Below are 13494 nucleotides of genomic sequence, written 5' to 3'. Positions count from 1 at the left end.
GTGATCTACGGGCTCATTGGACACAAAAAACAAAGTTTATTAAGCAAATTACTTGAATTGAACCCAAGACCGCGCCAGAATTCGGACTCAGTTAAGTGTTTTTACAGTTTTGAGTTTTACCATGTTTCGGTCGATAAGGGCGCTGTTTGCCCAGCCATCATCCAATCCCACGGACGCCTCAGAAGATCTGTGCGCAACGAAATCCGCGTTGGCTGCTGCCCTGCCTGAACATGGGCAGCTCAACATTCCTGTTGCAACGTCGAATTGCGACAATCTGATTGGACACTCAACAATCGAACATGGGCGCTATCTGGCCAGACAGGATCGCTGGACCGAATTGTCCGATGAGATGCGTGCGGCGGATCAGGATCGTGCCGCCGTGTCGGATGGTATGCCGATTGCCGATCTTTTGGCGTTCGGGGCCAGATCTGACGTGGTTCTGGCTGCGGAACATGCGCTGTCGGACGGCAAGGCCATATCCGATTACGATTTGCTGGGTGGTATTTCGGAACTGGAAGGCGAGTTGTCAGACAACCCCGGTGATCCGATGATCGCTGCCGTTGTGGCGCTGGCCCATATCGACCTGGCCTGGGCCTGGCGCGGGAACGCCACGGACACGGCCCTTCCACCCTTGCACCGTTCGCGCTGTGCCGCTCATTTCGACCGGGCCGCTGCGATCCTGCCCAAGTGCAAGGCGGATGCACCGGACAGCCCTCTGATTGCGGCCGCCGGTTGTGCCCTGTTGGCCGGGCAGCGCAAATCAAACGCCCGCGTTGCCGATGAGTACGAGCGTCTGATCACGCTGGATCCGCGCAATCAGCGTCACATGCGCGCGATGGGCAGCCATCTTTTACCCCGGTGGTTCGGCAGCTACGCGGAACTGGAATTGCAGGCCTTGCGCAATGCCGTCCGGACACAGGATATCTGGGGCGCTGGTGGATATACGTGGGTGCAATTCGATGCCATCGCTTTGGACGAAGAGGCCTGCGCACAGGTCGATGTCGAGTATTTCCTTGAAGGATTGCGCGATATCGTCGGTCTGCGCCCTGACCAGCAGATGATCAATATGTTGTCGGCCTATTGTGCAATCACCATTCAGAATGGTCACGGGCTGAACGAAAAGGCAGACAATGTCCGCGCTCAGATGCGCGACACCGCAAACTGGCTGATCCGCGATCACCTGACCGAGCTTCACCCCCTGATCTGGGCCCATGCCGCCAACGGGTTCAACAACTCGGTCCGCATCAACTCGCCCGAGCGGTTTGCTGCGCGCGGTCAGCGCGACGCGCTGCGCGCTATCTCGGATTTGTTCCGGGATGAATTGCGCAGCGGCAAGGATGTAACCTTTACATCGTCCGGTCTGCAGTTTTCCAAGAACTGAACGCGTCAGGATTCCCCCTTGCCCCTAGGCCCCGCCGGGCCTAATACGCAGGCTTAGACTTCTGCGGAAATGAGGCGCGCCATGCTCGACCTGACATACGAAATGCCCACACCCAAAACCATTGCCGGGGCCAAGCACGATTGGGAACTGGTGATCGGGATGGAGGTGCACGCTCAGGTCTCATCCAATGCCAAGCTGTTTTCCGGCGCGTCCACCCAATTCGGGGCCGAGCCGAACTCGAACGTGGCCTTTGTGGACAGCGCAATGCCAGGCATGCTGCCGGTGATCAACGAATACTGCGTTGAGCAGGCGGTACGCACGGGTTTGGGTCTGAAGGCGGATATCAACCTGAAATCAGCCTTCGACCGCAAAAACTATTTCTACCCTGACAATCCGCAGGGTTATCAGATTTCGCAACTCTACCACCCCATTGTAGGCGAAGGCGAAGTGTTGGTGGAAATGGGCGACGGCACCGCGCGCCGCGTTCGGATCGAACGCATCCATCTGGAGCAGGACGCAGGCAAGTCCATCCACGACATGGATCCGAACATGTCGTTCATCGATTTCAATCGCACTGGTGTCGCGCTGATGGAGATTGTCAGCCGTCCTGACATCCGTGGCCCCGAAGAGGCCGCCGCCTATATCGCCAAACTGCGCCAGATTCTGCGCTATTTGGGCACCTCTGATGGCAACATGCAGAACGGCAATCTGCGGGCGGACGTGAATGTCTCGATCTGCTTGCCGGGCGCGTACGAGAAATACCAGGAAACGCAGGACTTCTCGCATCTTGGCACGCGCTGCGAGATCAAGAACATGAACTCGATGCGCTTTATCCAACAGGCAATCGAGGTCGAAGCCCGCCGTCAGATCGGCATCGTTGAGGCTGGTGGCGAGGTCGAACAGGAAACTCGTGGTTACGATCCTGATAGGAACGAGACCCGGTCCCAACGATCCAAGGAAGAAGCGCACGACTACCGCTATTTCCCAGACCCCGACCTGCTGCCGTTGGAGATTGAACAGGCGTGGGTCGATGACATCGCGGCCAAACTGCCGGAACTGCCCGACGAGAAAAAAGCGCGGTTCATCGAAGCGTTCGGCCTGACCGACTACGACGCCTCAGTCCTGACCGCCGAAGTGGAAAGCGCCGCCTATTTCGAAGAGGTCGCCAAAGGCCGCAACGGTAAGCTGGCCGCGAACTGGGTCATCAACGAACTGTTTGGCCGCTTGAAAAAAGAAGACCACGATATCACCGACTCGCCTGTTTCTCCGACGCAGCTGGGTGGGATCATCGACCTGATTTCCTCGGATGCCATCTCGGGCAAGATCGCCAAGGACTTGTTTGAAATCGTCTATACCGAAGGCGGTGACCCGGCGCAGATCGTCGAGGATCGCGGAATGAAACAGGTCACCGACACCGGCGCGATCGAGGCCGCTTTGGACGAGATCATCGCGGCCAACCCGGCGCAGGTCGAGAAGGCCAAGGTGAACCCGAAACTGGCGGGGTGGTTCGTGGGTCAGGTGATGAAAGCGACCGGCGGCAAGGCCAACCCGAAGGCCGTTAACGATTTGGTCAGCAAGAAGCTGAGTTCCTGAACCTTACATTTTGTACAAGCCTGCCAGTGGCAATTGTCAGGTTTGTACAATCAGATTTCCACGATTTCTTAAGAAATGGGGTCAGCTCATCGGCTTGACTTCGCCTGTGATTGCACCCTTTCTTCCGACCCAGAGAGGTGAGGTATCATGCAGAACAGATTTGATCAGGAACTCGAAGATCGGCTGGTGCGTTACGCGGCGATCGACAGTCAGAGCGACGAGACCTCGGCGACCACGCCGAGCACACAGATACAGTTCGACATGCTGAACCTGCTGAAGCAGGAACTGACCGAGATCGGCGCCAGCGATGTGACGCTGACAGGTGACAGCGTGGTCGTCGCGACCATCCCCGGCACCGCACCCGGCCCGACGGTAGGCTTTCTTGCGCATGTGGATACGGCCCCCCAGTTCAATGCAACGGGCGTCAAGCCGCGGGTGATCAAGGGGTATAACGGTGGCGACATTTCCTTTCCGGACGACCCGGATCTGGTGCTGTCTCCGGACGAGAACCCCTATCTGGCCGAAAAGATCGGACATGATCTGATCACGGCATCGGGCACCACCCTGCTGGGCGCGGATGACAAGGCCGGGGTGTCGATCCTAATGACTATGGCCCGGCATCTGATCGAAAACCCGGATATCCCGCACGGGCCTATCCGCATTGCCTTTACCCCGGATGAAGAAATCGGGCGCGGCGTTACCGAACAGCTGCCCAAGGATCTGGGGGCGGATTTCGCATATACTCTGGACGGTGCCGAAGTGGGCGAGATCGAATATGAAAGCTTTTCGGCCGACCGTGCCGTGATCCGGATCGAGGGGGTATCAATCCACCCCGGACTGGCCAAGGACAAGATGGTGAACGCGACCCATCTGGCGGCAAAGATCGTGCAGACCTTGCCGCAGGCCACCATGACACCGGAAACAACCGATGGCCGCGACGGGTTCATCCATGTCACCGACATGAGCGGCGGGTCGTCCGAGATGGAAATCAAGCTGATCCTGCGCGATTTCGAGATGGAGGGCCTTGAGGCGCAACGTGACATCGTGCGGCAGGTCTGTGCGGCCGTGCAGGCCACGGAACCGCGCGCGACCATCACCTGCGATATCAGCCACCAGTACAGGAACATGCGCTATTGGCTGGAAAACGACATGACACCGGTTGATCTGGCGCGCGACGCCTGCCGCGAGCTGGGGATCGAGCCGCTGTCGGTCCCGATCCGCGGCGGCACCGACGGGTCGCGCCTGACCGAGTTCGGCACCCCCTGCCCCAACCTGTTCACCGGAATGCAGTGCATTCACGGGCCGCTGGAGTGGATATCGGTACAGGACATGGCAGTGGCGACCGAGCTGTGCCTGTCGGTTGTGACCAAGGCGGCACAGGCTGGCGGCAATAATCAGGGCTGAAAACCGACGGTCGGGCGACGGCTCTTTCACCCGGGGGTCAGCGTGGTAAGTTGGCGTGAACAGGTATTTAGGAACACTTGATGCAGCTTTTTGAATACAAGGTCGTCCCCGCGCCGCAAAAGGGCGTGAAAGCCAAGGGCGTGAAAACGGCCGAGGGCCGCTTTGCGGTCTCGGTCGAACAGGTTCTGAACCAGATGGCGCAGGACGGCTGGGAATACCAGCGCGCCGAGCTGCTGCCCAGCGAGGAACGCTCGGGCCTGACCGGATCGACCACAAACTGGCGCAATGTGCTGGTGTTCCGGCGGGTCGTGGCCGAGGAAGTCGATGCGTCGGTGATCGGAGACGTACCCGAGTTTGACGACACCCCATTGGCCCAACCGATCCCCGGCCCCGGTGTGGTGGCCGCGCCGAAACCAATTTCGGAAGACGCGAATGAGCCGCCCTTGTCGTTGAAAAGCCGGGAACAGGTTGACCAGGACACGGATACCGCGGGCGACAAGAAAGACGCCTGAGACGGATCAGGGTTTGACGTGCGGTTACACCTGCAACACGGTGTGCATCGCAGTTTGAGCAGCCCGCCCGCGGGCAGGTTTGGCGCTGCGGGCGCGATATGTGCTTATCAACCCAGCGAAATCTGTGGCATGTTAACCGGACAACCGGGAGGGACTTTGAAATGGGTATTCGGCAGACACAGGGGCGGGCACGCCTGTATGACAGCATCCTTGATACAGTCGGCGACACGCCCTGTATCCGGATCAACCGGATCGCGCCGGAGCATGTGACCGTTTATGTGAAGTTCGAAGCGTTCAACCCGGCAGGGTCCGTCAAGGACAGGCTGGCGCTGAATATCATCGAGGCGGCAGAACGGGATGGGCGGCTGAAACCCGGTCAGACGGTTGTCGAGGCGACATCGGGCAATACCGGGATCGGGCTTGCCATGGTCTGTGCGGCCAAGGGATATCCGCTGGTTGTGACGATGGCCGAAAGCTTTTCGGTCGAGCGGCGCAAGCTGATGCGCTTTCTGGGCGCGAAGGTTGTTCTGACCCCCAAGGCACAAAAGGGGTTCGGCATGTATACCAAGGCCAAGGAACTGGCCGAGGAAAACGGGTGGTTTCTGGCCAGCCAGTTCGAGACTGCCGCCAATGCCGATATTCACGAGAATACGACCGCGCGGGAAATCCTTGCGGATTTCGAAGGCAAGCAGCTGGATTACTGGGTGACGGGCTATGGCACCGGTGGCACGGTCGCCGGAGTATCACGGGTGTTGCGCAAAGAGCGGCCCGATACGAAAATCATCCTGACCGAACCGGCAAATGCCGCCATCGTGTCATCAGGCTATGTAAACACGCGCAACGACGATCACCAGCCCACCGAAAGCCACCCCAATTTTGAGCCGCACCCGATTCAGGGCTGGACGCCGGATTTCATTCCATGGGTCCTTCAGGAAGCCATCGACAACGCCTATAACGACCAGCTGATCCCTGTTCCGGGGCCGCAAGGGATTGAATGGTCACGCCGCCTTGCCTCGGAAGAGGGGATATTCACCGGCATCTCGGGCGGGTCGACCTTTGCGGTGGCGATGAAGCTGGCCGAAACCGCAGCGCCGGGATCGGTCATGCTGGTGATGCTGCCGGATACGGGCGAGCGTTACCTGTCGACGCCTCTGTTCGAAGGGGTCGAAGACGTCATGACGGATGAGGAATATGCGATCTCGGCCTCGACCCCATCCGCGCAGATGAGCGCAGAATAGGGCGCAGCGTCAGGTTCCGATATCCAGCGCCAGCGCGTGGATGCGGGGCACGATATCGCCCAGCGCCTTGTGCACGGCCCGGTGGCGGGCGACGCGGGATTGACCGGCGAATGCGGCGGCGCGGATGCGGACGTTGAAATGGCTTTCGCCGCCTTCCCTGTGGCCTGCATGGCCGCGATGGCTTTCGCTGTCGTCGATCACGTCAAGTTCATGCGGGTCAAAGGCGGCTTGCAGGCAGGTTCGGATTTCGTCGGTCACGCTCATTTTTTTGCTCAGCGGCAAAATTTTTGCCGCCCCCCTCTTCTACTTTCGGCTGCTTAGACTAAACTGCTGCCTCCGAGTCGAAAAGATGCGTTCGTGAGGATAGAGCATGGCGAAATCAGACCCCTTCGGATTCGATATGTCCGTTTCCAGCGCCAAGAAAAAGAACCCGCGTGGGCGCCGGGGCATGTCGGGCGCGTCCGAGACCTCGGTCCGGATCTGCGATCACGACGGGTGTGACGAGCCGGGCAAGTTCCGCGCCCCCAAGGCACCGGATGTGCTGGATGACTATTTCTGGTTCTGCCAGCAGCACGTGCGCGAGTATAACCAGAAGTGGAATTTCTTCGACGGCACCACCGAGGCCGAGCTGAACGCGCAACGCTCGAAGGACAAGGTTTGGGAACGTGAGACCAAGCCGATGGGAGACCCGGAGGCGCGCGCCTGGGCCCGTCTGGGCATTGAGGACCCGCATCAGGTACTGGGCGCCAACAGCACGCAGAACAAGGGGCGCACCTCGGGTGGAGGTGGACGTCGCCTGCCCCCCACTGAACGCCGCGCAATCGAGATTCTGGAGGCCAATGACAGCTGGACCAAGGCCGAAGTGCGCAAAGCTTACAAGAAGCTGATCAAGGTGCTGCATCCGGACATGAATGGCGGCGACCGGTCGCAGGAAGAGCAGCTGCAAGAGGTCGTCTGGGCCTGGGACCAGATCAAGGACAGCCGGAATTTCAAGTAAGGTCACCGTCAGTCGCCAGCTGTTTACACAGTTTGAAACGATTGTGAGGATGCTGTCTGGAAACCTGTTTCAATTCCCGCGATAGTGGCAGGGTATAGAACCAGAGCTTTTCCCGGAGCGTCCACTGTGCGTATGCCTTTCTTACTGTTGCTTGCCTCTCTTTTCGGGCTGGTCGTGGCGCAGTTCTATCCGACCGAGATGGACTGGCTGTTCCTTTTGTCCCTGCTTTGTGTGTTCGCCAGTACGATCCTTTTGATCCGGGCTTGGTTCGACTGGCGCAGGGCCAACACATGGATCATCGTGGACGGGTCAAACGTGATGCACTGGAAAGACGGCGCCCCGGATCTGGCGACGTTGCGGCAGGTTCTGGCCAGTCTGAAGCAAGCCGGGTTCAAACCGGGCGTCGTGTTCGATGCGAATGTCGGGTACAAGGTTGAAGGGGAATACATGAACGACCGGGCGCTGAGCCGCGCCCTGGGCTTGCGGGCCAAGCGGGTCATGGTCGCGCCCAAAGGCACGCCGGCAGATCCGCTGATCTTGCAGGCCGCGCGGGACAGCAGGGCGCGTATCGTGACAAATGACAGGTTCCGCGACTGGGAGGACGAGTTTCCGGATGTGTTGAAAGCGGATCGCCTTGTGAAAGGTGGTTTTCGCAAGGACGAGCTTTGGTTTTCGCTTTGACCACGCGACCACAGCTTTACGCAACGATCCGGGTTTCGTAGCGTTCAGGAGTGATACCGACGGGCCCCTGCCCCGAAATAACCGTGTTGGATGCAAGCACCGTGGCACGCAAAGAGCAGAAACCGCCAAAAGCCAAGATCCCGCCGGATCATCCGTTTTCTGACATCGTCAGCGAAGCCTACAGGGTTTTCGCCTATCCAAAGCCGAGCAGTATCGAGGTTTGCGAAGGCTGCTGCATGGACGCCGATATTGAGGCGGATTTCTTTACATCGCCCATTTCCGAGCTTCCCCTGCATTACGTTCAGGACTGGTTCTTTGCCGCTTGTGATCCTGCGGGGATAGCCCGCGACACATGGGGGTACCTGCTGCCCCGGATCCTTGAGATTCTGGCCGTGGACGAAGACCCCGCCAGCGTTGGGCTGGAGGTGAGCCTGAACCGGTTTGAAACCGGCAACCCGAAGAACTGGTCGCCCGAGGAATGGCAGGTTCTGGACCGGTTCCAGCGTGCATATCTGAAACGCGAAATGGAACGGGAACGCGGCTGCATGGACGATACGCTTTGCATGTTCGCCCTGGCAGGATGGCCGCTGGAGTCGCTGTTCGAACAGGTCGCCGCAAGCCCGGATACCGAATTGGTGCTGCGTCTGTGGCGCGATTGGTGTGCATATTGTATTCCGGGGCGGGACTCGATCTGGATTACCGCATTCTGGAACAGCCCCGGCAATACGCGGGCCTTTGAGTTTTACACCTCGGAAGCGATGCACGACAGGGTGACCCGCATTGCGTTCGCCGAGGACACTCCGGAGGATATCGCGGAAAAGGCGCTGGCCGTGGCCAGTGTTATCGAGACCCATGCCGATTGGGCAATGGGTGGGTTGAGCGGGTCTTGAAACCTGTGCCATGCCGGTGTGATCCCCGGCGGATGAAGACGTCAATCCATGTTTGATTGGTCCCTGATTAGCAACTACTGCATCATAGCGGCCAACAGCGAGGTATGGTCAGGGCACGCGCGCCTATCAGTGGCGCCACGATTTCCGCAACGCGGGACTAATCTGCGAAAACGTCTCGCAACGCGCGTGCCTCGCGCCCGGTCAGGCAGCTTAGGCGCGTTTGGGGGGGCGGTCCTGCGTCTGAAAGCAACCCCGGAAAGAGCGCGCGCAGTTCCTCGACATCGTCGCGATGCAGTGATTTCAGCGCCATGTCACCCGGAAACAGGCTTTCGCTTTGCAGACCGTGCGATGTGAGGATCACATGTTCGGCGCAGGCGATGTGATAATATGTCACCGCCTCGCCCGTGGTCACTTGCCGGATGGTATCATCGTTGACCAGATGAATGGCCGCGCAGAACACGCTTGGTGCGCCAAAATAAAGCTCGGCCCGCCAGCCCCCCAGCACAACCCGGTGTTGCGGAGAGAGGTAAAGATCCCTGTCCGGCAGGCCCTTGCCCAACGCATCGCGCCGGATGCAGACCGGGTTGAATTGGGGCCAGACGCGCAGGATTTGCGCGCTGAGTGTTCGTTTGCCGATCCATTCGATGGGCAGCGGGGTCCCGCCGGCTACGCAAACCCGGTCGCCCACGGTCAGATCTTCGACCGGGCGCGGGCCGCGATCCGTTTCGATCAGGGTGCCCGAAACAAAACAGGGCGGATCGGTCGGGTTCAGATCACTCGGGGTGATTTTCCAGTTGCCAGTGGTCATCGGACCGGTTGGGTTATTGGCATCCCAGGCGTAGATTTGCCCGCCGACCTGAATGAATTCTCCGGTTTCCCCGGTTCCGCGGTAGTTTCCTTGCCCCAGATAGGTGTAAGGCTGGAAAGTCGCGCCCCCGTCAAACGACACCATCGATCCGCTGATGATCGCGGATTGTGTCGTGTTCTGGACGATGAGATCGTTCTGGCCCGTTGTCTTGGCCGTATGGAGAAGAACGCTAAATGCCACCTGGCGTCACCAAGGCCATGTTGGCAGATATCGACGCCTGCTGATCACTCGACCCAGAGCAACATTGCAGACGGAGCCGCACCCGGCATTCCCGTTTCACCAACACCCGATCACTTATAAAACGCCCCATAAGACCATTTTATATGTCTGATAAGGTCACTTTCCACAACATATAGTTTGCCGAATGCCCACCTGCATGCAGCATTTCGGACACATGGTTCGGCATCTGCATCCGATCAGGCCGCGCTGTCATTGAGAAACGCGGCGTGATCTGTGCCTTGTACCCGTCGCAGTTGAGGATCACCCGCGCGTCGATAGGGCCAGTTTGAAAGAAAAACCTGCTCACCTTTCCGAGCGGGCGGCTTTCCCTTGCCCTTGCCCGCAATATGTTGCACCACACACGGGTTCAAACCCGGCAATGCGGGCCAAAGGATAAGGACAAGGCGAATGGCTGACGGATCGATCGATGTAAACGCAAAACCCACCGAAGATATCTCGGTCCGTGACGTATTTGGCATTGAGACGGATATGAAGGTCAAAGGGTTTGCCGAAGCCACCGACCGAGTGCCCGTCATCGACCCGACCTACAAGTTTGACCCCGAGACGACATTGGCGATCCTGGCGGGTTTTGCCCATAATCGCCGGGTGATGATTCAGGGTTATCACGGCACCGGCAAATCGACCCATATCGAGCAGGTCGCCGCCCGTCTGAACTGGCCCGCCGTGCGCGTGAACCTGGACAGCCATATCAGCCGGATCGACCTGATCGGCAAGGACGCGATCAAACTGCGCGATGGCAAGCAGGTGACCGAATTCCACGAGGGCATCCTGCCCTGGGCCCTGCGCAACCCCGTCGCCATCGTATTCGACGAATATGACGCGGGCCGTGCCGACGTGATGTTCGTGATCCAGCGCGTGCTGGAACATGACGGCAAGCTGACTCTGCTGGACCAGAACGAGATCATCACGCCGAACCCGTGTTTCCGCCTGTTTGCCACTGCAAACACCGTGGGTCTGGGCGATACCACGGGTCTGTATCACGGCACCCAGCAGATCAACCAGGCGCAGATGGACCGCTGGTCGCTGGTCTCAACCCTGAACTATCTGAGCCATGATGCCGAGACGATGATCGTGCTGTCGAAGGCGCCGCATTACAACACCGCCGAGGGCCGCAAGACCGTCAGCCAGATGGTCACCGTGGCCGACCTGACCCGGACCGCCTTCATGAATGGCGACCTGTCCACTGTCATGAGCCCGCGGACCGTGATCAACTGGGCGCAGAATGCCGAGATCTTCCGCAACGTGGGCTATGCGTTCCGCCTGTCGTTCCTGAACAAGTGCGACGAGTTGGAACGTCAGACCGTGGCCGAGTTCTATCAGCGCTGCTTTGACGAGGAACTGCCGGAGAGCGCCGCGAGCGCGAGCCTTGGTTAAGGCAAGCATCACCTCTGCGCTCATTGCGACCGTATGCGCTGGCTGTACACCGGTCAGATTTGAAAACCGTTACCCAAATGCCTATTTGGAAGAGGACTTCATATCTTCTCATGACGGTGGAGACGCGTTCGGCGCTCTCAGTTGTGGGTCAGTTTTTCACTATTGGGCAGCGTACAATAGCAAGAACGGTCTCCAATCCGCAAACGAAACCAAAGCGTCAAATGCGTTTCACACGTTACTCGCAAAAATGAACTATCGTTCTGGATGGAAAGACCTACAAAGCCTGTGGAAACGACCTGTATCCAGCGAGGAGCTTGAGCAGTTTGGCCCCCGTGAGGATCCTGTAACTGGTCGGATCTCGCACTCACTTTTTGACAAGTGCAAGAGACTGGCTTCAAGATACCCAGAAACGCAAAACCTAGCAGTTTTTTGAATGAGTAAACCAAACGACAACCCTGCCGATCCGTTCAAGAAGGCCTTGGCCGAGGCCACCAAGGTCATGGCTGATGATCCTGAGCTGTCGGTAACTTATACCGTCGATCCATCGGGCCTGTCGGGCGAGTCGATGCGGCTGCCGCAGGTGTCTCGGCGTATGACGCGGGAAGAGGTTCTGCTGGCTCGCGGCACGGCGGACGCTTTGGCGTTGCAGCGCCGGTATCATGATGACGCAACCCATGCGCGCTATGCGCCTCCGGGGGATATGGCGCGGGACTTGTACGAGGCGATGGAAACGGCGCGCTGCGAGGCGATGGGCGCGCGGGATATGCCCGGCACCGCCAGCAATATCGACGTCAAGATCGGGCATGAGGCGATCCGGCGCGGATATGACCAGTGCAAGCAGCCTGCCGACGCGCCCTTGTCGGTGGCGGCGGGATATCTGATCCGGCATCTGGCCACCGGGCGCGATCTGCCGCCTGCGGCCGAGAATATCATGAACCTGTGGCGCGGGTTCATCGAGGAACAGGCCGGTGGCGTGTTGGAAAACCTTGATGACGTGCTGTCGGATCAGGCGGAGTTCGCCAGGTTCGCGCGGCAGATGATCAAGGATCTGGGCTATGGCGACCAGTTGGGTGATGACCCTGATGAGCTGGACGACGAGCAGGAAGATCAGGCCGAGGACGACGCCGAGGAACAACCCGATCCCGACAGCACCGGTCAGGATGATCAGGACGATCAGGACGCGGATGCGACGCCTGAGCAGACGCAGGAAGAGCAGCAGGATCAATCTCAGGCGCAGGTCTCGATGGACGAGATGGCCGAGGATGAGCTGGGTGACGAGGCCGAGATGCCTGATGGCGAAGCGCCGCTGGAGCCGCCTGCCCCGCCGCCCGCATCCGAAGCGGACCCGGATTACAAGGTCTATCTGAGCACGCATGATGAAGAGATTGCCGCTGAGGATTTGGCGGAACCGGCCGAGCTGGAACGTCTGCGGGCCTATTTGGATCAGCAGCTTGAACCGCTGAAAGGCGCGGTGAGCCGTTTGGCCAACAAGCTGCAACGTCGGCTGCAGGCGCAGCAGAACCGCAGCTGGGAGTTCGACCGCGAGGAAGGCATTCTGGACGCGGGCCGATTGGCACGAGTGGTCGCGAACCCCACCACTCCGCTGAGTTTCAAGGTCGAGAAGGATACCGAGTTCCGCGATACGGTTGTCACGCTGCTGCTGGACAATTCGGGGTCGATGCGGGGGCGTCCGATTTCGATCGCCGCCATCTGCGCCGATGTTCTGGCGCGGACGCTGGAACGCTGCAATGTGAAAGTCGAGATATTGGGCTTTACCACGCGGGCGTGGAAAGGCGGTCAGGCGCGCGAGGCATGGCTGAACGATGGCCGCCCGCAGCAACCCGGCCGTCTGAACGACCTGCGCCACATCATCTACAAGGGCGCCGATGCGCCGTGGCGGCGGGCGCGGCCCAATCTGGGCCTGATGATGAAAGAGGGCCTGCTGAAGGAAAACATCGACGGTGAGGCGCTGGAATGGGCGCATCGCCGGATGATCGCGCGGCGCGAGCAGCGCAAGATTCTGATGGTGATTTCGGATGGGGCTCCGGTTGATGATTCAACCCTGAGCGTGAACCCCGCCAACTATCTGGAAAAGCACCTGCGCGATGTGATTGCCATGGTGGAGAAGCGCAAGATGGTCGAGCTGCTGGCGATTGGCATCGGTCATGATGTGACCCGGTATTACGACCGTGCGGTGACGATCACCGATGTGGAACAGCTGGCCGGTGCGATGACGGAACAACTGGCGGCCCTGTTCGACAGTGATCCGCGCGCGCGGGCACGGGTGATGGGGATGAAGAAGGTCAGCTAGGCTGG

13 protein-coding genes are annotated in these 13494 nt (G+C 59.4%); 10 read left to right on the top strand and 3 right to left on the bottom strand.

Annotation, left to right across the window (positions count from 1 at the left end):
- Positions 1-121: 121 nt before the first annotated feature.
- The 5 genes from ACR0D9_RS01105 (at position 122) to ACR0D9_RS01085 (ending at position 6128) form a co-directional block, all read left to right on the top strand.
- Positions 122-1381 (top strand): hypothetical protein, encoded by a 1260-nt coding sequence (locus ACR0D9_RS01105; RefSeq protein ID WP_480537433.1) that lies wholly within the window; start codon positions 122-124, stop codon positions 1379-1381.
- An 81-nt stretch (positions 1382-1462) separates the two neighbouring features.
- Positions 1463-2974 (top strand): Asp-tRNA(Asn)/Glu-tRNA(Gln) amidotransferase subunit GatB, encoded by a 1512-nt coding sequence (gene gatB, locus ACR0D9_RS01100; protein ID WP_480537432.1) that lies wholly within the window; start codon positions 1463-1465, stop codon positions 2972-2974.
- 147 nt (positions 2975-3121) lie between these two features.
- Complete coding sequence (gene pepT, locus ACR0D9_RS01095; RefSeq protein WP_480537431.1) at positions 3122-4378, top strand: peptidase T; 1257 nt, start codon at positions 3122-3124, stop codon at positions 4376-4378.
- An 80-nt stretch (positions 4379-4458) separates the two neighbouring features.
- Entirely contained in the window at positions 4459-4890 is a 432-nt protein-coding gene (locus ACR0D9_RS01090; protein ID WP_480486266.1) for a DUF4177 domain-containing protein, read from the top strand.
- Between the two features lie 161 nt (positions 4891-5051).
- Positions 5052-6128 (top strand): PLP-dependent cysteine synthase family protein, encoded by a 1077-nt coding sequence (locus ACR0D9_RS01085; protein WP_480486268.1) that lies wholly within the window; start codon positions 5052-5054, stop codon positions 6126-6128.
- A gap of 9 nt (positions 6129-6137) precedes the next feature.
- Here ACR0D9_RS01085 and ACR0D9_RS01080 read toward each other — a convergent pair whose 3' ends face one another.
- A complete protein-coding gene (locus ACR0D9_RS01080) occupies positions 6138-6392 on the bottom strand; it encodes a BolA family protein (protein ID WP_267365906.1) in 255 nt (84 codons plus the stop codon).
- Positions 6393-6498: 106 nt separating this feature from the next.
- Between ACR0D9_RS01080 and ACR0D9_RS01075 the strand changes: the two genes are divergently transcribed.
- The 3 genes from ACR0D9_RS01075 (at position 6499) to ACR0D9_RS01065 (ending at position 8696) form a co-directional block, all read left to right on the top strand.
- Positions 6499-7125, top strand: a complete 627-nt coding sequence (locus ACR0D9_RS01075; protein WP_480506274.1) for a J domain-containing protein — start codon at positions 6499-6501, stop codon at positions 7123-7125.
- Between the two features lie 132 nt (positions 7126-7257).
- Entirely contained in the window at positions 7258-7806 is a 549-nt protein-coding gene (locus ACR0D9_RS01070) for an NYN domain-containing protein (RefSeq protein ID WP_480506273.1), read from the top strand.
- 101 nt (positions 7807-7907) lie between these two features.
- Positions 7908-8696 carry a hypothetical protein gene (locus ACR0D9_RS01065; protein WP_480537430.1) on the top strand — a complete coding sequence of 263 codons (789 nt, stop codon included), beginning with the start codon at positions 7908-7910 and terminating at the stop codon, positions 8694-8696.
- A gap of 157 nt (positions 8697-8853) precedes the next feature.
- On the opposite strand, the gene ACR0D9_RS01060 is transcribed toward ACR0D9_RS01065, so the two are convergent.
- The gene (locus tag ACR0D9_RS01060) at positions 8854-9744 is read right to left on the bottom strand and encodes a Hint domain-containing protein (RefSeq protein ID WP_480537429.1); all 891 of its coding nucleotides are present in this window, start codon (positions 9742-9744) and stop codon (positions 8854-8856) included.
- Positions 9745-9883: 139 nt separating this feature from the next.
- Positions 9884-10090, bottom strand: a complete 207-nt coding sequence (locus tag ACR0D9_RS01055; RefSeq protein ID WP_480492676.1) for a hypothetical protein — start codon at positions 10088-10090, stop codon at positions 9884-9886.
- Between the two features lie 101 nt (positions 10091-10191).
- On the opposite strand from ACR0D9_RS01055, the gene cobS reads away from it, so the two are divergent.
- Together cobS and cobT are read left to right on the top strand one after the other, a co-directional pair.
- Positions 10192-11178 (top strand): cobaltochelatase subunit CobS, encoded by a 987-nt coding sequence (cobS, locus tag ACR0D9_RS01050; protein WP_209504507.1) that lies wholly within the window; start codon positions 10192-10194, stop codon positions 11176-11178.
- Between the two features lie 433 nt (positions 11179-11611).
- The gene (gene cobT / locus ACR0D9_RS01045; protein WP_480537428.1) at positions 11612-13489 is read left to right on the top strand and encodes a cobaltochelatase subunit CobT; all 1878 of its coding nucleotides are present in this window, start codon (positions 11612-11614) and stop codon (positions 13487-13489) included.
- Positions 13490-13494: the final 5 nt, after the last annotated feature.

The organism is Ruegeria sp. AK11, from assembly GCF_056541095.1.
This window is presented reverse-complemented; position numbering and strand designations above follow the sequence as displayed.

Excerpts from the sequence above, each read along its gene's own strand:
- cobT (WP_480537428.1), top strand. The coding sequence starts at position 11,612 with ATGAGTAAACCAAACGACAACCCTGCCGATCCGTTCAAGAAGGCCTTG.
- ACR0D9_RS01080 (WP_267365906.1), bottom strand. The coding sequence starts at position 6,392 with ATGAGCGTGACCGACGAAATCCGAACCTGCCTGCAAGCCGCCTTTGAC.
- ACR0D9_RS01075 (WP_480506274.1), top strand. The coding sequence starts at position 6,499 with ATGGCGAAATCAGACCCCTTCGGATTCGATATGTCCGTTTCCAGCGCC.
- cobS (WP_209504507.1), top strand. The coding sequence starts at position 10,192 with ATGGCTGACGGATCGATCGATGTAAACGCAAAACCCACCGAAGATATC.
- ACR0D9_RS01090 (WP_480486266.1), top strand. The coding sequence starts at position 4,459 with ATGCAGCTTTTTGAATACAAGGTCGTCCCCGCGCCGCAAAAGGGCGTG.
- ACR0D9_RS01085 (WP_480486268.1), top strand. The coding sequence starts at position 5,052 with ATGGGTATTCGGCAGACACAGGGGCGGGCACGCCTGTATGACAGCATC.
- gatB (WP_480537432.1), top strand. The coding sequence starts at position 1,463 with ATGCTCGACCTGACATACGAAATGCCCACACCCAAAACCATTGCCGGG.
- ACR0D9_RS01105 (WP_480537433.1), top strand. The coding sequence starts at position 122 with ATGTTTCGGTCGATAAGGGCGCTGTTTGCCCAGCCATCATCCAATCCC.
- ACR0D9_RS01070 (WP_480506273.1), top strand. The coding sequence starts at position 7,258 with ATGCCTTTCTTACTGTTGCTTGCCTCTCTTTTCGGGCTGGTCGTGGCG.
- pepT (WP_480537431.1), top strand. The coding sequence starts at position 3,122 with ATGCAGAACAGATTTGATCAGGAACTCGAAGATCGGCTGGTGCGTTAC.